Genomic DNA, 21,976 nt, shown 5'->3' with positions numbered 1-21,976 from the left:
CTACAACGGAGGGTTGCGAGCATCGTGACTACCCATCGCACGTCGAAGCGCAGACTTGCCGCTGGCACGGCCGTCGTGCTCGCGGCCATGCTGACCGCGACCGCCTGTGGCGGCGGCGACAAGAAGGACGACAAGGCCTCCGGCGGCGGCTTCAACGCCGGTATAGGCAAGGTCTCCAACGCGTCGGACAAGAAGGGCGGCGAGCTCAAGTTCGTCGGTACCCAGGAAGCCGACTCGTGGGACCCGCAGCGCGGTTACTACGGCTTCATGTGGGACTTCTCGCGCTACTACACCCGCCAGCTGGTGAGCTTCAAGGCCGCCCCCGGCGCCGAGAGCACCGAGCTCGTCCCCGACCTCGCCACGGCCAAGGCCGAGATCAGCGACGGCGGCAAGACGTACAAGTACACCCTCAAGGACAACGTGACCTGGGAGGATGGCACGCCCATCACCGCCCAGGACATCAAGTACGGCATCGAGCGCACCTGGGCCCAGGACGTCATCTCCGGCGGCCCGGTCTACCTGATGCAGGTCCTCGACCCGAAGACCGAGTACCCGGGTCCGTACAAGGACACCAGCGCGGACAAGCTCGGCCTCAAGGCGATCGAGACCCCGGACGCGAAGACCATCGTCTTCAAGCTCCCGCAGCCCAACGGCGACTTCGAGCAGATGCTGGCCATGCCGGCGGCGAGCCCGGTCAAGCAGGACAAGGACACCGCGGCCAAGTACGGCCTGAAGCCCTTCTCCAGCGGCCCGTACAAGATCGACTCGTACGAGCCCAACAAGAGCATGAAGCTCTCGCGCAACGCGAACTGGAAGCCCGAGTCGGACACGATCCGCAAGGCGCTCCCGGACTCCATCTCGGTCACGTTCATGGCGAACGCGGACGACATGGACAAGCGTCTGATGAACGGCGAATTCGACCTCGACATCAACGCGACCGGCATCGGCCAGGCGGCCCGCTCCACCGCGCTGAAGGAGCACAAGGCCAACCTGGACAACGGCCAGACCGGCTTCATCCGCTACGCGACCTTCCCACAGACGGTCGCCCCGTTCGACAACATCGACTGCCGCAAGGCCGTCATCTACGCCGCCGACAAGAAGTCCCTGCAGACCGCCCGCGGCGGCCCGCAGGCCGGTGGCGACATCGCCCCCAACATGCTCCCGCTGGGCATCAAGGGCTCCGACGGCTCCTACGACCCGTACGAGGTCCTGAAGAACGACGGCAAGCCGAACGTCGAGAAGGCCAAGGAGGCCCTCAAGGCGTGTGGCAAGCCGGAAGGCTTCAAGACCACCATCGCGGTCCGCAACAACAAGCCGGTCGAGGTCGCGACGGCCGTGTCGCTGCAGAACGCCCTGAAGCAGGTCGGCATCGAGGCCGACGTCGACCAGTTCGACGGCGCCCAGACCTCCGGGATCATCGGCTCGCCGAAGGTCGTCAAGGAGAAGGGCTACGGCATCATCATCATGGGCTGGGGCGCCGACTTCCCGACCGGGCAGGGCTTCTCCCAGCCGCTGGTCGACGGCCGCTTCATCCTGCAGAGCGGTAACAACAACTTCTCCGAGCTGAACGACCCGGCGATCAACACGCTGTTCGACCAGGCCATCGCGGAGACGGACCCGGCCAAGGCCGGCGACATCTACAAGCAGATGAACCAGAAGGTCTCCGAGGCCGCGGTCTACCTGCCCTTCGTCTACGACAAGACCATCACCTGGCGCAGCACCCGGCTGACGAACGCCTACACCACCGACGCCTACAACGGCCGCTACGACTACGCCTCCCTCGGCGTCACCAAGTAGCCCCACCGCCAGAACCAGTTCGCCAGTATCAGTTCCAGTGCCACACCCGCTAGGCACGAAGGGCAGGTGATGGCCGCGGTTCCGGCCTGGGGGCGCTCTCCAGAAGAGGGCGCCCCCGGGCCGCAGCCAGGCCGAGCGCAGTGCTTGCATATCTCATCCGACGGTTCTTCGCCGTCATCGTCATGCTGTTGGTCATCACGCTGGTGACCTTCGGAATCTTCTTCCTCTTCCCGAAGATGATCGGGACGGACCCGGCGCTCTACTTCGTCGGAAAGCAGTCCGACCCCGCCGCCATCGAAGGCATCCGGCAGAAGATGGGTCTCGACGACCCGATCATCGTCCAGTTCGGCAAGTTCGTCGTCGGGCTGGTGGCGGGTCGCACGTACGCCAACGGCTCCGACGTCACGCAATGCGCCGCGCCTTGCTTCGGCTACTCCTTCAAGACCGAGCAGGAGGTGTGGCCGCTGCTGCTGGACTGGCTCCCGGTCACCCTCTCGCTGGCCGCGGGCGCGGTCGTGCTCTGGGTCATCGGCGGTGTCGCCACCGGCGTCATCTCCGCCCTCAAGCGCGGCACCGTCCTGGACCGCTCGGCGATGGGCGTCGCCCTGGCCGGCGTCTCCCTCCCCATCTACTTCACGGGCATGCTCTTCATCGCCCTGTTCTCCGACCAGCTCGGATGGTTCGGGCGGCCGGAGGCGACGTTCGCCGCCGACCCGGGCAAGTGGTTCAACGGCATGATCCTGCCGTGGGTCTCGCTCGCCTTCCTCTACGCGGCGATGTACGCGAGGCTCACCCGCGCGACCATGCTCGAAGTCCTCAACGAGGACTACATCCGCACCGCCCGCGCCAAGGGGCTGACGGAACCCGTCGTCATCGGCAAGCACGCGATGCGCTCGACCATGACGCCGATCCTGACCGTCCTGGGCCTGGACCTCGGTGCCCTGATGGGCGGCGCGGTGCTGACCGAGTACACGTTCTCGCTGCACGGGCTCGGCTACAACGCGGTCCGCGCGATCAGCGAACACGACCTGCCGGTCATCCTGGGCATCACCCTGATCGCCGCCTTCTTCGTGGTCGCGGCGAACCTCCTCGTCGACCTCTTGTACGCGGTGATCGATCCCCGAGTGAGGCTGTCATGACCGATCTGACCAAGGGCGAGGCGACGGGCGGGACGGGCGCATCGGGCGTGACGCTCGCCGAGGGCGCCCTGAACGAGCCCGTCGGCGGGGCCTCGGTGCCCCCCACGGCCTTCCTGGAAGTCCGCGACCTCAAGGTGCACTTCCCGACCGAGGACGGCCTGGTCAAGTCCGTCGACGGGCTCACCTTCAGCCTGGAGAAGGGCAAGACCCTCGGCATCGTGGGCGAGTCCGGCTCCGGCAAGTCGGTCACCTCGCTCGGCATCATGGGCCTGCACCGGGTCGGCCAGTACGGCCGCCAGCGGGCCCGGATCTCCGGCGAGATCTGGCTCAACGGCAGGGAACTGCTCTCCGCCGACGAGGACGAGGTGCGCAAGCTGCGCGGCCGGGAGATCGCGATGATCTTCCAGGACCCGCTGTCCGCGATGCACCCGTACTTCACCGTCGGCAAGCAGATCGCCGAGGCGTACCGGGTCCACAACAAGGTCGACAAGAAGACCGCCCGCAAGCGGGCGATCGAGCTCCTCGACCGCGTCGGCATCCCGGAGCCGCACAAGCGGGTCGACAGCCACCCGCACGAGTTCTCCGGCGGCATGCGCCAGCGCGCGATGATCGCGATGGCGCTGGTCAACAACCCCGAGCTGCTCATCGCGGACGAGCCGACCACCGCCCTGGACGTCACCGTCCAGGCGCAGATCCTCGACCTGATCCGCGACCTCCAGCAGGAGTTCGGCTCCGCGGTCATCATGATCACGCACGACCTGGGCGTGGTCGCCGAGATGGCCGACGAACTGCTCGTGATGTACGGCGGCCGGTGCGTGGAGCGGGGCACCGCCGAGAAGGTGTTCTACGAGCCCCGGCACCCCTACACCTGGGGCCTGCTGGGGTCGATGCCGCGCATCGACCGCGAGCAGACCGAGCGCCTCATCCCGGTCAAGGGCTCGCCGCCCAGCCTCATCAACATCCCCAGCGGCTGTGCCTTCAACCCGCGCTGCCCGTACGCGGACGTCCCCAAGGGGAACGTCACCCGCACGGTGCGGCCCGAGCTCACGGAGGAAGACGGCAGCCGCCACTGGTCCGCCTGCCACATGTCGCAGGAGGAGCGGACCCGGATCTGGACCGAAGAGATTGCGCCGAAGCTGTGAGCGAGAAGCCCGACATGCAGAAACCGGACGCGGCCACTTCCGCGGCCGCTGTCCCCGCGCAGGCGGTGGACTCGCCCGAGCCGCTGCTCAAGGTGACCGGGCTGGTCAAGCACTTCCCGATCTACAAGGGGGTGCTGCGGCGCCAGGCCGGCGCGGTCAAGGCCGTCGACGGCATCGACTTCGACGTCCGGCGCGGTGAGACCCTCGGCATCGTCGGCGAGTCCGGCTGCGGCAAGTCGACCATGGGCCGTCTGATCACCCGCCTGCTGGAACCGACCGGCGGCACGATCGAGTTCGAGGGCAAGGACATCACGCACCTCGGGGTGGCGGGCATGCGGCCGCTGCGCCGCGATGTGCAGATGATCTTCCAGGACCCGTACGGCTCGCTGAACCCGCGCCACACGGTGGGCACCATCGTGAGCGCGCCGTTCAAGCTCCAGGGGGTCACCCCGGAGGGCGGCCTGAAGGCGGAGGTCCAGCGCCTCCTCTCCCTCGTGGGCCTCAACCCCGAGCACTACAACCGCTACCCGCACGAGTTCTCGGGCGGCCAGCGGCAGCGCATCGGCATCGCCCGGGCCCTGGCCCTGAAGCCGAAGCTGGTGGTCGCGGACGAGCCGGTCTCGGCGCTGGACGTCTCCATCCAGGCCCAGGTGGTCAACCTGCTGGACGACCTCCAGGAGGAGCTCGGCCTCACCTACGTGATCATCGCGCACGATCTGTCGGTCATCCGGCACGTCTCGGACCGCATCGCGGTGATGTACCTCGGCAAGATCGTGGAACTGGCGGACCGCAAGTCGCTGTACGAGGCGCCGATGCACCCGTACACGACGGCGCTGATGTCGGCGGTGCCGGTGCCGGACCCGCGGCGGCGCGGGGTGAAGAGCGGCCGCATCCTCCTCAAGGGCGATGTCCCGTCGCCGATCTCCCCGCCGAGCGGCTGCCGCTTCCACACGCGGTGCTGGAAGGCGACGGAGCTCTGCGCGAAGCAGGAGCCGCCGCTGCTGGCCCTGAAGACGGGTCACCAGGTGGCCTGCCACCACCCGGAAAACGCCCCGGACCAGGCCCCAGGCGACCCAGCCCTCCCGGGCGCCCCGTCAGCGGTGGACACCCCGACGCCGTAACGGGCGCCCGGCCACCACCGCTCCGCTGTACGGTCCCGCCCGCGCTCCGGGCCGGGCGGGCGGCGGCCCGCCCGGCCCGGGCCCGGGGCTCGCCCCCGCCGGCGTGCCCGCGGGCCCAGCCGGCCTGGGTTCGCGGGCCGGCAAGGCCCGGCCGGGACCGCGGGCCCGCAGGGCCCCGCCCCGACCGGGACCCGGTACTGCCGTTGCCTGCGGCCGTGGGATCCCAGCCGCCCTGGCCCCCGGGGCTCGGCCAGCCCGGGCTCGGGGGCCTGCAAGCCCCGGCTGGCCCGCGCTCGTGGGCCCATAAGGCCCGGCCAGCCCGGGCCCGCAGGCCTGCAAGTACCTGCCAGCCCGAGCTCGCGATACCGCAAGGCCCGCCCAGCCCGGCCAGCCCGGCCAGCCCGGGCCCGCAGGCCTGCAAGTCTTTGCCAGCCCGGGCTCCCGAGCCCGCAAGGACCCGCTAGCCCGGGACCGCGGTACCGCCGTTGCCTACGGCCGCGGGGTCCCAGCCGCCCTGGCCCTTGGGGGGCTCTGCCAGCCGGGACCGCGCGCCCGCAAGTCTCGGCCAGCCCGGGGCTGGTGGGCCCGCAAGGCCCGGCCAGCCTGGGTCGTAAGGCCCCCGTCCGCCCAGGACCGTCGTATCGCCGTCGCCTGCGGCCGCGGGATCCCAGCCGGTGGACCCCCCAGGGGCTCGGCCAGGGCGGGCCGGTGGGTTGGCGGTAAGGCCAGCCGCCAGGCGTACCGGCAGAATGGGGGCGTGCTCCACGATCTCTTCCCGCCCGGCATCCAGCACGCCCTGGACCTCGCGGGCATTTTTGTCTTCGCCACCGCGGGCGCCCTGCTCGCCGTGCGCAAGAACTTCGACGTCTTCGGCATCGCCGTCCTCGCCCTCGTCACCGCCCTCGGCGGCGGCCTCTTCCGCGACCTCGTCATCGGCGCCGTCCCGCCCGCCGCCTTCGGCGAGCTCAGCTTCTTCGTCACCCCCCTGATCGCCGCTGCGATCGTCTTCTTCCTCCACCCCGAGGTCCAGCGGATCAACCGCGCCATCAACGTCTTCGACGCCGCCGGCCTCGGCCTGTTCTGCGTCACGGGCACGACCAAGGCCTACGAGTACGGCCTCGGCCTCACCGCGTCCGCCGCGCTCGGGCTGGCCACCGCCGTCGGCGGCGGCGTCCTGCGCGACGTACTCGTCAACGAGGTACCGTCCCTCCTCCGCGACCGCGAGATGTACGCCGTGCCCGCCATCGTCGGCGCCTCGATGGTGGCCGTGTTCATCGGCCTCGACGTGCTCAACCCCCTCACCACCGCCCTCGCCATCGTCACCACCTTCGTTCTCCGCATCCTCGCCATCCGCTACCACTGGCGCGCGCCGCTGGCCTGGAACCGCCGGTCCGCGGTGGCCGAGGAGCCGTAGTCCGAGAAAGCTACCGCTTAGTAGCTTCGCGGTGTACGGTCGATTCATGTCACACGCAGCAGCCCAGGCACCGGCCTCCGCACCGGCATCGGCCTCCGCACCGGCATCCGCGTCGGTATCCGCAACCGCCTCCATCGGCGACAGCGAGTTCGACCGCGACACCTCCATCGCCCCGCGCGCGGGCGAGCCCGGGGTGTACGACGCGGAGCTCTCCGCCGGCTGGACGATCATCAGCGCCGTCAACGGCGGCTACCTGCTGGCCCTGGTCGGCCGGGCCCTGTCCGCGGCCCTGCCGCACCCGGACCCCTTCACCGTCTCGGCCCACTACCTGACGTCCTCGGTGCCCGGCCCCGCCGTGATCCGCACGCAGGTCGTCCGCGTCGGCCGCAACCTCTCCACCGGGCAGGCCTCCCTCTTCCAGTACGACGAGAGCGGCGCCGAGATCGAGCGGATCCGGGTCCTCGCGTCGTACGGCGACCTCGACGCGCTCCCGGACGACGTCCGCACCACGGCGCTGCCGCCGGTCATCCCCGCCTACGAGGACTGCCTCGGCACCGAGGCCGGCCCGGCCCCGATCCCCGGCAGCTCGGCGATCGTGGACCGGCTCCGGCTGCGGCTGGACCCGGCGACGGCGGGCTGGGCGGTGGGCGCGCCCTCGGGGAAGGGCGAGATGCGGGCGTGGTTCGAGCTGGCCGACGGGCGGGACGCGGACCCGCTCTCGATCCTGCTGGCGGTGGACGCGCTGCCGCCGACCGCGTTCGACCTGGGCCTGGTGGGGTGGGCCCCGACGGTGGAACTCACCACCCACGTCCGCCACCGGCCGGCGCCGGGCCCGCTGCGGGTCGCGATCACCACGCGGAACCTGGCGGGGGGCTTCCTGGAGGAGGACGCGGAGGTCTGGGACTCGGCGGACCGCCTGGTGGCCCAGTCCCGCCAACTGGCCCGCGCCCCGCGCTAACCCCACCCCCCGGGGCACAGCCCCCGGGCCACGCCCCCGGACCCTTCCGGCTGGGCCGCCGCCGGGGGCCAGCCCCCGGACCCCCGCGCCTCAAACGCCGGCGGGGCTGGATTTCAGGGCGGGCGTCGGGCGAGGCCCCGGGGCCGTGTCGGGGCGGGGGTTCGGTCCGCGGTGTTGGCGGGCGGAGGTGGGGTTGGGGTGCGGTCGTGGCCGTGCAGGGGGCGGGTTTGGGCAGGGGTGGGCCCCAGAGGGGGCTGGGGGTGTGGGGGGCTCGTAGAATCGGGGGATCATGGCCTACCTCGACCACGCCGCAACCACTCCGATGCTGCCGGAGGCCGCCGCGGCGATGACCGCGCAGTTCGCCGCCACAGGTAACGCGTCCTCCCTCCACGCCGCCGGCCGCCGCGCCCGCCGTACCGTCGAGGAGGCCCGCGAGGCCCTCGCCGAGGCGCTCGGCGCACGCCCGAGCGAGGTGGTCTTCACCGCCGGCGGCACCGAGGCCGACAACCTCGCCGTCAAGGGGCTCTACTGGGCCCGCCGCGACCACGACCCCGTCCGGACCCGGATCCTCGCCAGCCCCGTCGAGCACCACGCCGTCCTCGACGCCGTCCACTGGCTCGCCGACCACGAGGGCGCGCAGGTCGACTACCTGCCCGTGGACCGGTACGGCCGAGTGCACCCCGAGGCCTTCCGGGAAGCCGTCGAACGCAACCCCGACGACATCGCCCTCGCCACCGTCATGTGGGCCAACAACGAGATCGGCACCGTCATGCCGGTCAGTCAACTGGCCGCCATCGCACGTGAGTTCGGCATCCCCCTGCATTCTGACGCCGTCCAGGCCATCGGGCAGCTCGACGTCCGCTTCGGCGACAGCGGCGTCGCCGCCATGACCATCAGCGGCCACAAGATCGGCGGCCCGTACGGCATGGGCGCGCTGCTGCTGGGCCGCGACCAGAGCCCCGTACCCGTCCTGCACGGCGGCGGCCAGGAGCGCCACGTCCGCTCCGGCACCCTCGACGTCCCGGCCATCGCCGCCTTCGCGGTGGCCGCCGTACTCGCCGCCGAGCGGCGCGAGCGGTTCGCAGCCGAGGTCGGCGCCCTGCGCGACGAGTTGGTCGCCGCCGTGCTCCGGGAAGTGCCCGACGCCATCCTCGGGGGAGACCCCGCCGACCGGCTCCCGGCCAACGCCCACTTCAGCTTCCCCGGCTGCGAGGGCGACTCCCTGCTGCTGCTCCTGGACGCCCAGGGGATCGAGTGCTCCACCGGCTCCGCCTGCACCGCGGGCGTGGCCCAGCCGAGCCACGTCCTCCTCGCCACCGGCACCGACCCGCAGCTGGCCCGCGGCACCCTGCGCTTCTCCCTCGGCCACACCTCCACCAAGGAGGACGTCGCCGCCGTGGCCGCCGCCATCGGTCCGGCCGTCGAGCGGGCCCGTACGGCAGGGCTCAGCTAGCCGCGGGTATCCGTTGCCGGCTGGTCGGCTGGTCGGCTGGTCGGCTGGTCGGCTGGTCGGTTGCCGGTTGCCGGTTGCCGGTTACCGGTTACCAGTTCGGGTCCAGGGCCAGGGGCTCCTCCTCCCGCATCCAGCGGTCGAAGAGCTCCTGGCTGCCCACCAGTCCGGTCAGCTCCGCCAGCGAGGCCAGGGCCTGGGTGGGGTCGGGGCCGCCGAGCAGGTCCTGGATGCCGGCCAGGCGGGGGTGGACCGGGTCGTCCGCGACCAGGCCGTCCGTGGCGGCGCCCAGCAGGCCGCCGGCCAGGGATGCCGTCAGCAGCTCGGCCTCCACCGTGGCCGGGTCCATGCCGTCGGCGCGGGCCGCCGTCACCGCCGCCTGGAGCCCCTGCACCAACAGCGCCGCCACCGTTTGGCCGGCCAGCCCGCCCAGCAGCGCCCCGAGCACCGGGACGGGGAGCAGGGCCTGCCCGGCCGCCGCCGCACACCAGGTCAGGGCCGTCGCCCCGACGGCCTCCGCACTGCGGGCCGCGAAGGCAGCAGGGTCGATATGACCCCGTGCCAGGTCGAACCCCGCCTCGCCGACCTCGAACGCCGCCTGCGCCGTCGCGGCCGCGAGGGTGCCGCCGCCGAGCACCTTCGGCAGGGCCCCCGCCCGGGCCGCCGAGCGCACCAGGCTCGTCGTGCCGCTCAGTGCCCCGGAGCGCAGCGCCGCCCGGGCGGTCGCCGCCGTGCCGGTGACCACCGCCAGCGCGGGGGAGGTCTCGCCGGCCCGGACCCGGGCCGTCTGCACGGCCAGCTCCCGGATCCCGCCGAGGACCGCCGCCGAGGCCGCCCCGGTGACCGCAGCGCTCGCGGCCTCCCGGCCCGCCGCGCGGCGGACCTCCCGCCGGACCCAGCGCACCGGGTCCTCGGCCGCGCGCTGCGCCTGGCCGTAGGTGAGGGGGGTACTGGCCACCCCGCCGGCCTCGATCCGGTCCGTCAGGTGTGCGCAGGCGTCGGAGTACTCCACGAAGTGCCCGGTCCCGTCGGGCCCGGCGGCGATCCGCCCGCCAGCGCGCCTACGGCGCCCAGCGCCGCGGCCCCGTCCGGCCGGACCTCCGCCCGCACCCCGCCCAGCCCGTTCTCCAGCAGCCGGGCTTCGTCGAGCGCCGCCAGCTCGGCCAGGTCGACCCGCTTCAGCCGCTCGAAGCCGTCCCGGAACGGCACCAGCGCCTCGTCGTACAACCACCGCCGCGCTGACTTCTGGGCCGCGGTCTCGGCTTCCGCCGCGGCGTTCAGCCCCTCGTACCGCTCGGTCAGTCCTTCAGCCGGTCATTGTTCGCGGACGCCATCCGCACGGCACCGATCGCAGCCACAACCATGAATCCCCCACGCCCAGCACACGCATCCGGTGCCCTGGTTGCGGCAGGGCCTCACGAGGCTAGGGCTTCGCCGACCATGCGGATATACCGATTCCAGTCCCAGTGGGGGCCCGGGTCCGTGTGGTCGGTGCCCTTGACCTCGGAGTGGCCCAGGATGTGGGTGCGGTCGGCGGGTATTCGGTACCTCCGGCAGATGTCGGCCGCGAGCCGCGCCGAAGCCTCGTACATCGCGTCCGTGAAATCCTTCGGGCGGTCCACGAAGCCCTCGTGCTCGATGCCTATGCTGCGCTCGTTCATCGAGCGGTTGCCCGAGTGGAAGGCGACGTCGAGCTCGCGCACCATCTGCTCGACATGGCCGTCCTGCCCGACTATGTAGTGCGCCGACGCCTTGTGCCACGGATTCTTGAACGCGTCCACCGAGGACGCGAAGCTGCCCTGTGTGACATGCACGACGATCCGGTCCACCCGGTAGTCGTCCGGCCGGTCCGCCATCCGCCAGTTCGCCGGCGAGGCCGCCGTCCAGCTCGCGCCCGCGTGGTCCAGCGCGCCCTCCTCGCGCGGCTTGGACACTCCCGGCACCAGCCACCAGGCGCGCTCGATCTCATCGCGCCCGGCGATCGCCGCCACCGTGAAGATCCCGAGCCCGCCGAACAACACCGCCCTGCGGGTCCTGCCCGGCGCCTTCTTCCCCTCTCGCACCATGCGATCCACCCCCCGAAGCCGATAACGCGCTGTGACCCCGCACGGTTCCCCGTACTCTGGACGGTGCTATGACTGAGAACCTGCCGCGCACCGCCCGCCTCCCCCTCGCTGCGCTGGGGGGACCCCCACTTCGCGTCCTGGCCGCCATGTCCGGCGGCGTGGACTCCGCCGTCGCCGCCGCCCGCGCCGTCGAAGCCGGGCACGACGTGACCGGCGTCCACCTCGCGCTCTCCGCGAACCCGCAGTCCTTCCGGACCGGCGCGCGCGGCTGCTGCACCATCGAGGACTCCCGCGACGCCCGCCGCGCCGCCGACGTCATCGGCATCCCCTTCTACGTCTGGGACCTCGCCGAGCGCTTCCGTGAGGACGTCGTCGAGGACTTCATCGCCGAGTACGAGGCCGGGCGCACCCCGAACCCCTGCCTGCGCTGCAACGAGAAGATCAAGTTCGCGGCGCTGCTCGACAAGGCCCTCGCCCTCGGCTTCGACGCCGTCTGCACCGGGCACTACGCCACCGTCGTGCTGAACGAGGACGGTACGCGCGAGCTGCACCGCGCCTCCGACATGGCCAAGGACCAGTCGTACGTCCTCGGCGTCCTCGACGAGAAGCAGCTCGCCCACGCGCTGTTCCCGCTCGGCGACACCCTCACGACGAAGGAAGAGATCCGCGCGGAGGCCGAGGAGCGCGGGCTGGCCGTCGCGAAGAAGCCCGACAGCCACGACATCTGCTTCATCGCCGACGGCGACACCCAGGGGTTCCTCGCGAACCGCCTGGGCAAGGCGGAGGGCGACATCGTCGACGAGGCGACCGGCGAGAAGATCGGCAGCCACGACGGCGCTTTCGGCTTCACCATCGGCCAGCGCAAGGGCCTGCGGATCGGGCACCCGGCCGCCGACGGCAAGCCGCGCTACGTCCTCGACATCTCCCCGGTGAACAACACCGTCACGGTGGGCCCGGCCGAGGCGCTGGACGTCACCGCCCTCACCGCGATCCGGCCGCGCTGGTGTGGTTCCACGGCTGCCGCGCCGGGCACGTACACCGCCCAGCTGCGCGCCCACGGGGGCGAGACCGAGGTCTTCGCGGAGGTCGTGGACGGCGAGCTGCGGGTGCGCTTCGCGGAGCCGGTCCGAGGGGTTGCCCCGGGGCAGGCGATCGTGCTGTACAACGGCACGCGGGTCGTGGGCTCCGCCACCATCGCCACGACCGCGCGGGCCACCGCCGCCGCCGTCTGACCCGCCGTTGCGGGGGCTCTGCCCCCGAGCCCCCGCGCCTCAAACGCCGGCGGGGCTGGATTGTGCCGGCGGGGCTGGGTCGTGCCGGCGGGGCTGGATTGTGCCGGCGGGGCTGGATTGTGCCGGGGTGTGTCAGGCGGAGGCAGGGGCCGTGACCGTCAGGACGATCTTGCCCGTGGTGCGGCCCAGTTCGCCGATTTCGTGGGCCTTCGCGGCCTGCTCCAAGGGCAGCACCGTGTCGACCACCGGGCGTACCCGGCCGTCCGCGACCAGCGCGGCGATCTCCACCAGGCCCCGGTAGTCCGGCTCGACGATCGTCCAGCCCGTGTGGACGCCGTCCGCGTCGGCCGGCACGGCGTCCGGGCCCGGGAGGGTGACCAGGTGCCCGCCGGGCCTCAGGACCTTCAGCGAGCGCTGCCCGTAGTCCCCGCCGATCGCGTCGATCACGATGTCCACGTCCGACACCGCCTCCTCGAAGGCCGTGCTCCGGTAGTCGATCACCTCGTCCGCTCCCAGCTCGCGCAGCAGCCCGTGCTTCGCGGCGCTCGCGGTGCCGATCACGTACGCGCCCCGCGCCTTCGCGATCTGCACGGCCAGGTGGCCGACCCCGCCCGCCGCGGCGTGCACCAGCACCCGCTGCCCGGCCCGCACCCCCGCCGTGTCCACCAGCGCCTGCCACGCGGTCAGCGCCGCCAGTGGCAGCGCGGCCGCCTGTACGTGGTCGACGGCGTCCGGCTTGCGTACGAAGTGCCGGGCGGGCGCGGTCACGTACTCGGCGTAGGCGCCGGCCTGGTGCGGGAAGCGCGGCATCCCGAAGACCTCGTCGCCCGGCTGGAACATGGTCACGCCGGGGCCGGCCACCTCGACCGTGCCGGAGACGTCCCAGCCGACCGCCGGGACCGGGCCCCAGGGGATGAGGGCGCCGCTCGCGCGGGTCTTCCAGTCCACCGGGTTCACCCCGGCCGCGTGGACCCGTACCAGGATCTCGCCCACGCCCGGTTCCGGCCGTTCCACCTCGGTCTCGGTGAGCACCTCGGGTCCGCCCCACTGGCTGACGACGACTGCACGCATGGATGTCTCCTCTGATCATCACTCGCCCCGGCGGCGCCCGGGCTGACTGGTCGATGCGCTGACGCGCTGATGTGTGTCCAGCCTCGCCTCCCGCCGGCCCGCGTGGTGCTGGCCGGACGGCCACCATGTGACAGAATCTGGCCATGCACCGAATTGCCGTACTCGCCCTGGAAGGCGTCCCTCCGTTCGAGCTCGGGATCCCGTCCCGGGTCTTCGGCAACGCCGTCGACGACCTCGGGGACCGGCTCTACGAGGTGACCGTCTGCACCGCCGACGGGCAGCCCGTGACCAGCGACGCGGGCTTCACGGTCGGGGTCTCGGCGGGCCCCGAGGCGCTCGCCACGGCCGACACCGTGATCATTCCGCCCACGCACGCCATGGACGAGCTCGTACAGGGCGCACCCCTGCCGCAGAAGCTGGTCGACGCCCTCGCCGCGATCCGCCCCGGCACCCGGCTCGTGTCGATCTGCACCGGCTCCTACGTGCTCGCCGCCGCCGGCCTGCTCGACGGCCGGCCCGCGACCACGCACTGGCTGCACGCGCCGGAGTTCCAGCGGGCCTTCCCGCGCGTCCGGCTCGACGAGGAGGTGCTGTTCGTCGACGACGGCGACATCCTGACCTCCGCCGGCGTGGCCGCCGGTGTCGACCTCTGCCTGTACCTGGTCCGCCAGGACCACGGCACCGCCGCCGCCAACCGCGCGGCCCGGCTGTGCGTCGTACCGCCCTGGCGCGACGGCGGGCAGGCCCAGTACATCGACCGGCCCGTCCCCGAGCCGACCGTGGCCACCACCACCGCCACCCGCGCCTGGGCCCTGGAGCGCCTCGCCGAGCCGATCGCGCTGGCCGAGCTGGCCGCCCACGCCCGGATGAGCCTGCGCACCTTCACCCGGCGGTTCCGCGACGAGGTCGGGATGACCCCGGTTCAGTGGCTCACCGGTCAACGCCTGGAGGTCGCCCGCCAGTTGCTGGAGTCCAGCGATCTGCCGGTCGACCTGGTCGCGCACCGGGCGGGCTTCGGCTCGGCCAACTCGCTGCGCCAGCACATGCGGGCCGCCCTCGGGGTCTCGCCGATCGCCTACCGCCGCACCTTCCAGCCGCAGAACCCCGCCCTGGCGTGACCTCCGGAGTAATCGCCCCCGAGGTCGTGGCCTGACAGGATCTGGTCAACGGCCCGAACTGGCGGGCCGGTTGAAGGGGGAGACCATCATGACCGCTTACGCCATCGGCCACATCCGCCCCGACACGATGAACGAGGACATCCTCCGCTACATCGAGGAGATCCAGGCCACCATGGACCCCTTCGGTGGCTGCTTCCTGGTCCACGGCAAGCAGGTCGAGGTCAAGGAGGGCCCCTGGCCCGGCACGGTCGTCATCATCGGCTTCCCGGACATCGAGAAGGCCCGCGCCTGGTACGACTCCGACGCGTACCAGGCCCTCATTCCGCTGCGCACCGACCACATCGCGGGAGAGGTAGTCCTGGTCGAGGGCGTCCCGGCCGACTACGACGCCTCGAAGACGGCCGCCGCCCTGCGCGCAGCCGCCGGGCTCTGACCGCGGGCCACCGGGCCACCGGGCCACCGGGCCACCGGGCCACCGGGCCACCGGGGCCGCCGGGCACCTTGAACACCGCCCACCCCGGCACCGTCGCCGCCCGCGCCGCGATCGGGGCGGCGTACCGCGAGGCCGCCGCCCGCCCGGCCGCCCGCCCCCGGCTGCCGCCCCGGCCTGTGACCCGGGGCCACGGCCGGGGTGCGAGCATGGGCGGCATGGCTACTCACCTGATCACCGGCGCCGGATCCGGCATCGGCGCCGCCGTCGCGGCCCGCTTGCACGCGCGCGGCGACGACCTCGTCCTGCTCGCCCGCGACGCCGCCCGCGGCAAGCAGCTCATCGAACGGTTCCCCGGGTCCCGCGCACTCGTCGGCGACCTCGCCGACCCCGACCGGCTGTCCTGGGCGTTCTCCAAGCAGGCCATCCCCGAGCGGATCGACTCCCTCCTGCACATCGCCGGCATCGTGGACCTCGGACCCGTCGGCGACCTTCGCCCCAAGACCTGGCACCAGCAGCTCAACGTCAACCTCATCGCCCCCGCCGAGGTGACCCGGCTGCTGCTCCCCACCCTGCGCGCCTCGCACGCGAGCATCGTCTTCGTGAACTCCGGCGCCGGGCTGCACGCCCACGCGGACTGGAGCGCGTACGCCGCCTCCAAGCACGGGCTCAAGGCGCTCGCCGACTCGCTCCGTGAGGAGGAGAAGGGCAACGGCATCCGGGTCACCTCCGTCTACCCGGGCCGCACCGCCAGCCCCATGCAGGCCAAGGTGCACTCCCAGGAGGGCAAGGAGTACGACCCCGCCGACTGGATCGACCCCGAGTCGGTGGCGACGACGATCGTCATGGCCGTCGACCTGCCCCGCGACGCCGAGGTCAACGACCTGAGCGTCAGGCCCGGCCGATGACCGCGAGCGCCACCGGAATCGGGTCCTTGCCCGGCGGCGACGCCCGCGAGGCTGCCAAGACCGTGACGGGCTCCTTCGAGGAGTTCCCGTACCTAGCGGAACTCCCCGCCCGCGGACCCGGCGCCGACATGATCGGCCGGTCCCTCGGGCTGCTCGTCGACATGTACGCCCACGTCGAGCCCAGCGGCTGGCGGATCAGCGACCGCCCCGGCCGCGACAGCAAGCGTGCCCGCTCCTGGCTCGGCGAGGACCTGGACGCCCTGGAGGAGTTCACCCAGGGCTACCGGGGCAAGCTCAAGGTCCAGGCCGTCGGGCCGTGGACCCTGGCCGCCTCCCTGGAGATGCACGGCGGCGAAGCCATGCTCCAGGACCCGGGCGCCTGCCGGGACCTGGCCGGATCGCTCGCGGAGGGCGTGCGCGAGCACCTGGCCGATGTGAAGAAGCGCATCCCGGGCGCCGAGATCGTGCTCCAGTACGACGAGCCGTCGCTCACCGCGGTGCTGCTCGGCCGGGTCCGCTCCGCGAGCGGGTACCGGACGTACCGCGCCGTCGACCGGCAGATCGTCGAGGGCACCCTGCGCGACCTGTTCGCAGTCCACGACGGGGACGTCATCGTCCACTCCTGCGCACCCGAAGTCCCCTTCGGGCTGCTGCGGCGGGCCGGGGCCGCGGGCGTGTCGTTCGATTTCTCCTTGCTCACCGAGCGCGAGGACGACGCCATCGGCGAGGCCATCGAAGGCGGTGCGAAACTCTTCGCCGGAGTGGTGCCCGGCACCGACACCCCGTTGTCAGACCCTGCCGGTAGCGTCATGGGTGTCAGGAAGCTTTGGCGCAGGCTGGGGCTGGCCCCGGGGACTCTAGCGGAGTCCGTCGTGGTCACTCCCTCGTGCGGTCTGGCGGGCGCTTCGCCCGCCTACGCCCGTGCGGTGCAGGCGCACTGCGTCAGGGCGGCGAGGTCGCTCGCCGACAACCCTGAGTGACGGACTGAAGACGGGGCCACGGGAGGACACGGCATGGCAGCCGAACAGAAGCAGGCCGACGGCGGCACGACCGTACCGACGGCGGTGCGCGAGCAGCACGCGCTGCTCGCCGAGCAGGTCGAGGAGCACCGCTTCCGGTACTACGTGAACGACCAGCCGGTCGTCAGCGACGCCGAGTTCGACAAGCTGCTGCGCTCCCTGGAGGCGCTGGAGGAGCAGTATCCGGAGCTGCGTACGCCCGATTCGCCCACCCAGAAGGTGGCCGGGGCCTACGAGACGGATTTCGCCTCCGTCGAGCACCGCGAGCGCATGCTCTCCCTCGACAACGCCTTCGACGACGAGGAACTGGCCGCCTGGGCCGAGCGGGTGGCCCGGGACGCGGGCACCTCCGACTACCACTACCTGTGCGAGCTCAAGGTGGACGGTCTCGCCGTCAACCTCACCTATGAGAACGGCCGGCTGACCCGTGCCGCCACCCGCGGCGACGGCCGCGCCGGCGAGGACATCACGCCCAACGTCCGCACCATCGCCGAGATCCCGGACCGCCTGGGGGGCGACCGGATCCCGGCGCTGGTGGAGATCCGCGGCGAGGTCTTCTTCCCCATGGAGAAGTTCGAGGAGCTCAACGCCCGGCTCGTCGAGGCGGAAAGCAAGCCGTTCGCCAACCCGCGCAACGCGGCGGCCGGTTCGCTGCGCCAGAAGGACCCGAAGGTCACCGCCACCCGCCCGCTGCACATGGTGGTGCACGGCATCGGCGCGCGCGAGGGCTTCGACATCGACCACCTCTCGCAGGCGTACGGGCTGCTGCGCGAGTGGGGCCTGCCGACCGCCCGGCACAACAAGGTGGTCTCCTCGCTCGCCGAAGTCCGCGAGTTCATCTCCTACTTCGGCGAGAACCGGCACTCGGTGGAGCACGAGATCGACGGCGTGGTCGTCAAGCTCGACGAGATCCCGCTCCAGGGCCGGCTCGGCTCCACGGCGCGCGCCCCGCGCTGGGCGATCGCCTGGAAGTACGCCCCGGAGGAGGTCAACACCAAGCTGATCGACATCAAGGTCGGCGTGGGCCGTACCGGGCGCGTGACCCCGTACGCCCAGGTGGAGCCGGTGACGGTGGCCGGGTCGGAGGTCGAGTTCGCGACCCTGCACAACCAGGAGGTCGTCAAGGCCAAGGGCGTCCTCATCGGGGACACCGTGGTGCTGCGCAAGGCGGGCGATGTCATCCCCGAGATCCTCGGCCCGGTCGCGGACCTACGGGACGGCAGCGAGCGGGAGTTCGTGATGCCGGCCGAGTGCCCCGAGTGCGGGACCCCGCTGCGGCCGATGAAGGAGGGCGACATCGACCTCCGCTGCCCCAACGGGCAGACCTGTCCCGCCCAGTTGCGCGAGCGGCTCTTCTACCTGGGCGGCCGGCAGAGCCTGGACATCGAGAACTTCGGCGCGGTCGCCGCGGCCGCGCTCACCAACCCGCTGGAGCCGGCCGAGCCGCCGCTGCGCGACGAGGGCGACCTCTTCGACCTGACCATCGAGCAGCTGCTGCCCATCAAGGCGTACGTCCTCGACCAGGACAGCGGCCTGCCCAAGCGGGACCCGAAGACGGGCGAGGAGAAGATCGTCACGGTCTTCGCCAACCAGAAGGGCGAGCCGAAGAAGAACGCCCTGGCGATGCTGGAGAACATCGCGGCCGCCAAGCACCGCCCGCTCGCCCGCGTCATCAACGGCCTGTCGATCCGTCACGTCGGGCCGGTCGCGGCGGAGGCGCTGGCCCGCGAGTTCCGTTCCATCGAGCGCATCGAGCAGGCCACCGAGGAGGAGCTGGCCGCCACCGACGGGGTCGGCGCGATCATCGCCGCCTCCCTCAAGGAGTGGTTCGCCGTCGACTGGCACCAGGAAATCCTGCGCAAGTGGCGGGAAGCCGGCGTCCGGATGGAGGAGGAAGGTTCCGGCGAGGCGGAGGGGCCGCGCCCGCTGGAGGGCCTCACCGTCGTCGTCACCGGCACTTTGCAGAGCCACACCCGGGACGGCGCGAAGGACGCCCTGCAGAGCCGGGGCGCCAAGGTGACCGGCTCCGTCTCCAAGAAGACGTCGTTCGTCGTGGTCGGGGACAACCCGGGCTCCAAGTACGACAAGGCCGTACAGCTGAAGCTCGCCATCCTCGACGACGCCGGTTTCGCGGTGCTGCTGGAGCAGGGCCCCGACGCGGCGCGCGAGGTGGCGCTCCCGGTGGACGGCGACACGAAAGCGGAGTAGTAACCCACATGCGTGGCATTCAGGGGGAGTAGCGAAGGCGAACGGATGCGTGGCGTGCGGCCGAACGGGCGGGCGCACGCCTGGCGCGGAGGCCGGTGGTAAACGGCTGGTACAAGGCTGTTCGCAGGGCGGTGACCTGTCGGATCATCGGACGGGTGACTGGGGGGCCCATGTCCAAACTCACCCGTTCGGCGGATACCGTACTGATGAGGATGGCTGGGTCGCATTCGGGCAACCGCCGCCGACAACTGCCCCTGGGAGCTCTCGCGTCCTACTGTTGAGGGGTGCGCCTGTCGTGCACGGCTGCGTGAGTCGATTCCAGTCGTGATGGCATGACATCGGGGCCATCACGTGACATCGGCATCGCCGGCTGTGAGAGGGACGGGCATGAAACCCACCGAAAGCGCCGACCCGTCACCTGATTTCGGCGGGGAGATCCCGTCCATGCGGACGGGCCGGCTCGGCTTCCTGGGTTCCAGGACGCCGGACACCCATCCGCTCGACACCGGTGCGGGCGCGGGCGGATCACGGCGCGAGACCGTGCTGCCCCTCGCCGTCGTGGGCCTGTCCGCCGTGGTCCTCGTGTTCGGGATCGTGGCCGCACTGACCGACCGTCAGGCCCTGTTTCCCGGCGGCTCGGTGGGCTGGGCGCTGGCCCTGCTCACCGGCATCATCGTCGGCCACCTGGTCGCGCTGGGCCGGGACCGCTGGTGGGGCGGCACCGGATCGGGCGCCGCGCTCACCCTCGGCGTGCTCCTCCTCTACGGGTGGGTGCCCGCCGGACTCGTCTCGCTGGCGGTGGTCTCGCTGGTCGGGGCCGCCCGCCGGCACCGCTGGCGGCAAGGGCTGCTGCACGGCTCCGTCGACATCCTCGGCATCGGCGCGGGGGCCCTCGTACTCGCCGCTTTCGGTGACGCGCCGACCGTGGCGTCACCCTGGCCGCCGGCCACCTGGGGGTTCGGGGCGGTTCCCGAGGTGATCCTGGTCGCCGTGGCCTACCTGCTGGTCACCCGGATCGTGCTGTGGCTGGCGCTGACCCCGCGGGGCGGCGGGCTGCCCACGATCGCCCGTACGGCCCTGCTCCGGCAGGCCTTAGTAACCGTCGCGCTGCTCGGCATCGCACCGCTGATCTGCGTGGTCGCCGTCGCCCAGCCGGTACTGCTGCCGCTGTTCGCCGTACCGCTGATCGCCCTGGACTCCACGCTGTGGATCGCCCGGGCGCGCGCCGAGGAGCAGCTGCGGGACCCGCTGACCGGGCTACCGAACCGGCAGTGGCTGCTGGAGCGCGCATGGACCGCGCTGGACGAGGCTGAACGTTTGGGCACCCGGTCAGCTCTTGTGTTGATCGATCTGGACCGCTTCCGCGCGGTGAACGACACGCTGGGCCATTTGGCGGGGGACCGGCTGCTGCTCCAGATCGCGGACCGGCTGCGGCGCGCCCTGCCGGAGGACGCGGAGGCGGCGCGGCTCGGGGGCGACGAGTTCGCGGTGCTGCTGCCCGTCGCGGACTCCACGACGAGCGCGCAGCGGGTCGCCCGGCACCTGGTCGCCGAGCTGAGTTCCCCGCTGGACCTGGACGGGCTCACGCTGGTCCTGGAGGCGAGCGCGGGCCTGGCCGTCTTCCCGGACCACGCGCTGGACGCGGAGGGGCTGCTGCGGCGGGCCGACGTCGCCATGTACCAGGCGAAGCGGGACCGCACGGGTGTGGAGGTGTACGAGTCCAAGCGCGACAGCAACACCCCCGACCGGCTCGGCCTGCTCGGCGATCTCCGGCGGGCCCTGGACGCGGGCGAAGTGGAACTCCACTACCAGCCGAAGGTCCGCTTCGACGGGCAGGTGGCGGGGTTGGAGGCGCTCGTACGGTGGGTGCATCCGGAACGGGGCCGGGTCTCGCCGGACGAGTTCATCGCCATCGCGGAGACCTCGGGGCTGATGCCGCACCTGACGGAGTACGTGCTGGAGACGGCCCTCGCCCAGGTGGCCCGCTGGCGGGCACAGGGGCTGAAGGTGCCGGTCGCGGTCAACGTGTCGCCGCGGGACGTCCATACGCCGGGCTTCGCGGGGGCGGTGGCCGCGCGGCTGGCCCGGCACGGGGTGCCGGCGAGCGGGCTCCAGCTGGAGATAACGGAACACGTCCTGCTGGAGGACCCCCAGCGGGCGGCGGACACGATGGCGGGCCTGACCGGGCACGGCGTGAAGATGTCCCTGGACGACTTCGGCACCGGCTACTCCTCCCTCGTACACCTGCGCCGGCTCCCGGTCAGCGAGCTGAAGATCGACCGCTCTTTCGTGGCGCGGCTGGCGGTGGACGCGCAGGACGCGGAGATCGTGCGCTGCACGGTGGACCTGGCGCACTCGCTGGGCCTGCTGGTCGTCGCGGAGGGCGTGGAGGACGACGAGACGTGGGAGCGGCTGCGCGACCTGGGCTGCGACGCCGTCCAGGGGTGGCTGGTCGCGGCCGCCATGCCTCCGCAGGAGGCCACGGCGTGGCTCCTGGCCCGCGGCGAGCGCGGCTGGCGCCGCCCGGCCGACATCACGGCGGAACTGGCCGCCGCCGCCGAAACCCCGGCGCCCTAGCCCATCCGGGCCGGCCTCCTGGGGCTCGGCCCCAGCCCCCGCGCCTCAATCGCCGGCGGGGCTGAAGTGCACCGTGCGGCGCGCCGCTCCCGGGGGCGCCGCCCCCCGGACCCTCCCCCAGACTCCGTCCGGGGGGACCCCCAGCGCCTCAAACGCCGGCGGGGCTGGATTCTGCCCGGCGGGCCGCACTGTGACCGGCGGGGGCTGGAATAGCCGGGGCGGGGCGGCGGACAGCGCGCCGCGCCATTTCAGCCTCGCCGGCGTTTGAGGCGCGGGTCCGGGCGGAGCCCGGGAGGAGGCCCTGCGCAGCGGTACCCGCCCGGCAG

General features: G+C 72.2%; 18 protein-coding genes. 14 read left to right on the top strand and 4 right to left on the bottom strand.

The annotated features are described in order from the left end of the window. The first annotated feature begins 24 nt into the window (after positions 1-24). The 7 genes from J7I97_RS08665 to J7I97_RS08635 all read left to right on the top strand — a co-directional run bounded on the left by J7I97_RS08665 (position 25) and on the right by J7I97_RS08635 (position 9,024). The gene (locus J7I97_RS08665; protein WP_214932438.1) at positions 25-1,797 is read left to right on the top strand and encodes an ABC transporter substrate-binding protein; all 1,773 of its coding nucleotides are present in this window, start codon (positions 25-27) and stop codon (positions 1,795-1,797) included. A 140-nt stretch (positions 1,798-1,937) separates the two neighbouring features. Beyond that, entirely contained in the window at positions 1,938-2,936 is a 999-nt protein-coding gene (locus tag J7I97_RS08660) for an ABC transporter permease (protein ID WP_214932436.1), read from the top strand. Next, positions 2,933-4,078: an ABC transporter ATP-binding protein gene (locus tag J7I97_RS08655; protein ID WP_374195447.1), complete on the top strand. Its 1,146-nt coding sequence runs from the start codon at positions 2,933-2,935 to the stop codon at positions 4,076-4,078. The genes J7I97_RS08660 and J7I97_RS08655 overlap by 4 nt, the downstream gene beginning before the upstream one ends. A gap of 14 nt (positions 4,079-4,092) precedes the next feature. Then, positions 4,093-5,199, top strand: a complete 1,107-nt coding sequence (locus J7I97_RS08650; RefSeq protein WP_214932434.1) for an ABC transporter ATP-binding protein — start codon at positions 4,093-4,095, stop codon at positions 5,197-5,199. A 757-nt stretch (positions 5,200-5,956) separates the two neighbouring features. Next, positions 5,957-6,613, top strand: a complete 657-nt coding sequence (locus tag J7I97_RS08645; protein WP_214932432.1) for a trimeric intracellular cation channel family protein — start codon at positions 5,957-5,959, stop codon at positions 6,611-6,613. Between the two features lie 46 nt (positions 6,614-6,659). Further along, complete coding sequence (locus J7I97_RS08640; protein WP_251058602.1) at positions 6,660-7,571, top strand: thioesterase family protein; 912 nt, start codon at positions 6,660-6,662, stop codon at positions 7,569-7,571. 289 nt (positions 7,572-7,860) lie between these two features. Continuing rightward, on the top strand, positions 7,861-9,024 hold the full coding sequence (locus tag J7I97_RS08635) for a cysteine desulfurase family protein (protein ID WP_214932430.1): 1,164 nt from the start codon (positions 7,861-7,863) through the stop codon (positions 9,022-9,024). A gap of 88 nt (positions 9,025-9,112) precedes the next feature. Here J7I97_RS08635 and J7I97_RS08630 read toward each other — a convergent pair whose 3' ends face one another. The 3 genes from J7I97_RS08630 to J7I97_RS08620 all read right to left on the bottom strand — a co-directional run bounded on the left by J7I97_RS08630 (position 9,113) and on the right by J7I97_RS08620 (position 11,087). After that, a complete protein-coding gene (locus J7I97_RS08630; protein ID WP_214932427.1) occupies positions 9,113-10,033 on the bottom strand; it encodes a hypothetical protein in 921 nt (306 codons plus the stop codon). After that, positions 10,003-10,248 carry a hypothetical protein gene (locus tag J7I97_RS08625; RefSeq protein ID WP_214932424.1) on the bottom strand — a complete coding sequence of 82 codons (246 nt, stop codon included), beginning with the start codon at positions 10,246-10,248 and terminating at the stop codon, positions 10,003-10,005. Before J7I97_RS08625 ends, J7I97_RS08630 begins: the two co-directional genes overlap by 31 nt. Before the next feature lie 188 nt (positions 10,249-10,436). Beyond that, positions 10,437-11,087 carry an N-acetylmuramoyl-L-alanine amidase gene (locus tag J7I97_RS08620; RefSeq protein WP_214932422.1) on the bottom strand — a complete coding sequence of 217 codons (651 nt, stop codon included), beginning with the start codon at positions 11,085-11,087 and terminating at the stop codon, positions 10,437-10,439. 68 nt (positions 11,088-11,155) lie between these two features. On the opposite strand from J7I97_RS08620, the gene mnmA reads away from it, so the two are divergent. After that, a complete protein-coding gene (gene mnmA, locus J7I97_RS08615) occupies positions 11,156-12,319 on the top strand; it encodes a tRNA 2-thiouridine(34) synthase MnmA (RefSeq protein WP_214932419.1) in 1,164 nt (387 codons plus the stop codon). A 132-nt stretch (positions 12,320-12,451) separates the two neighbouring features. Here the strand turns inward: mnmA and J7I97_RS08610 are convergent, their stop codons facing one another. Then, complete coding sequence (locus tag J7I97_RS08610; RefSeq protein ID WP_214932417.1) at positions 12,452-13,390, bottom strand: NADP-dependent oxidoreductase; 939 nt, start codon at positions 13,388-13,390, stop codon at positions 12,452-12,454. A gap of 143 nt (positions 13,391-13,533) precedes the next feature. Between J7I97_RS08610 and J7I97_RS08605 the strand changes: the two genes are divergently transcribed. From J7I97_RS08605 to J7I97_RS08580, 6 genes are all read left to right on the top strand, one after another. After that, a complete protein-coding gene (locus tag J7I97_RS08605; RefSeq protein ID WP_214932414.1) occupies positions 13,534-14,508 on the top strand; it encodes a GlxA family transcriptional regulator in 975 nt (324 codons plus the stop codon). Positions 14,509-14,596: 88 nt separating this feature from the next. Then, entirely contained in the window at positions 14,597-14,941 is a 345-nt protein-coding gene (locus tag J7I97_RS08600) for a DUF1330 domain-containing protein (protein WP_214932412.1), read from the top strand. Positions 14,942-15,156: 215 nt separating this feature from the next. Next, a complete protein-coding gene (locus J7I97_RS08595; RefSeq protein WP_214932538.1) occupies positions 15,157-15,846 on the top strand; it encodes an SDR family oxidoreductase in 690 nt (229 codons plus the stop codon). Continuing rightward, positions 15,843-16,826, top strand: coding sequence for a methionine synthase (locus tag J7I97_RS08590; RefSeq protein ID WP_214932410.1), 984 nt, complete (start codon positions 15,843-15,845; stop codon positions 16,824-16,826). Before J7I97_RS08595 ends, J7I97_RS08590 begins: the two co-directional genes overlap by 4 nt. 33 nt (positions 16,827-16,859) lie before the next feature. After that, positions 16,860-19,073 (top strand): NAD-dependent DNA ligase LigA, encoded by a 2,214-nt coding sequence (ligA, locus tag J7I97_RS08585; RefSeq protein ID WP_214932408.1) that lies wholly within the window; start codon positions 16,860-16,862, stop codon positions 19,071-19,073. Between the two features lie 387 nt (positions 19,074-19,460). Next, the gene (locus J7I97_RS08580) at positions 19,461-21,650 is read left to right on the top strand and encodes a bifunctional diguanylate cyclase/phosphodiesterase (protein WP_251058601.1); all 2,190 of its coding nucleotides are present in this window, start codon (positions 19,461-19,463) and stop codon (positions 21,648-21,650) included. Positions 21,651-21,976 lie beyond the last annotated feature (326 nt).

Source organism: Streptomyces sp. ISL-87, assembly GCF_018614095.1.
Taxonomy (GTDB): domain Bacteria; phylum Actinomycetota; class Actinomycetes; order Streptomycetales; family Streptomycetaceae; genus Streptomyces.
The sequence above is the reverse complement of the archived record's forward strand: the minus strand, read 5'-3'. Positions and strand labels throughout refer to the sequence as shown.

What these genes read in the sequence shown, in the direction of transcription:
- J7I97_RS08655 (WP_374195447.1), top strand. Translation starts at nt 2,933, where the DNA reads ATGACCGATCTGACCAAGGGCGAGGCGACGGGCGGGACGGGCGCATCG.
- J7I97_RS08650 (WP_214932434.1), top strand. Translation starts at nt 4,093, where the DNA reads ATGCAGAAACCGGACGCGGCCACTTCCGCGGCCGCTGTCCCCGCGCAG.
- J7I97_RS08640 (WP_251058602.1), top strand. Translation starts at nt 6,660, where the DNA reads ATGTCACACGCAGCAGCCCAGGCACCGGCCTCCGCACCGGCATCGGCC.
- J7I97_RS08635 (WP_214932430.1), top strand. Translation starts at nt 7,861, where the DNA reads ATGGCCTACCTCGACCACGCCGCAACCACTCCGATGCTGCCGGAGGCC.
- J7I97_RS08620 (WP_214932422.1), bottom strand. Translation starts at nt 11,087, where the DNA reads ATGGTGCGAGAGGGGAAGAAGGCGCCGGGCAGGACCCGCAGGGCGGTG.
- mnmA (WP_214932419.1), top strand. Translation starts at nt 11,156, where the DNA reads ATGACTGAGAACCTGCCGCGCACCGCCCGCCTCCCCCTCGCTGCGCTG.
- J7I97_RS08610 (WP_214932417.1), bottom strand. Translation starts at nt 13,390, where the DNA reads ATGCGTGCAGTCGTCGTCAGCCAGTGGGGCGGACCCGAGGTGCTCACC.
- J7I97_RS08605 (WP_214932414.1), top strand. Translation starts at nt 13,534, where the DNA reads ATGCACCGAATTGCCGTACTCGCCCTGGAAGGCGTCCCTCCGTTCGAG.
- J7I97_RS08600 (WP_214932412.1), top strand. Translation starts at nt 14,597, where the DNA reads ATGACCGCTTACGCCATCGGCCACATCCGCCCCGACACGATGAACGAG.
- J7I97_RS08595 (WP_214932538.1), top strand. Translation starts at nt 15,157, where the DNA reads ATGGCTACTCACCTGATCACCGGCGCCGGATCCGGCATCGGCGCCGCC.
- J7I97_RS08590 (WP_214932410.1), top strand. Translation starts at nt 15,843, where the DNA reads ATGACCGCGAGCGCCACCGGAATCGGGTCCTTGCCCGGCGGCGACGCC.
- ligA (WP_214932408.1), top strand. Translation starts at nt 16,860, where the DNA reads ATGGCAGCCGAACAGAAGCAGGCCGACGGCGGCACGACCGTACCGACG.
- J7I97_RS08580 (WP_251058601.1), top strand. Translation starts at nt 19,461, where the DNA reads ATGAAACCCACCGAAAGCGCCGACCCGTCACCTGATTTCGGCGGGGAG.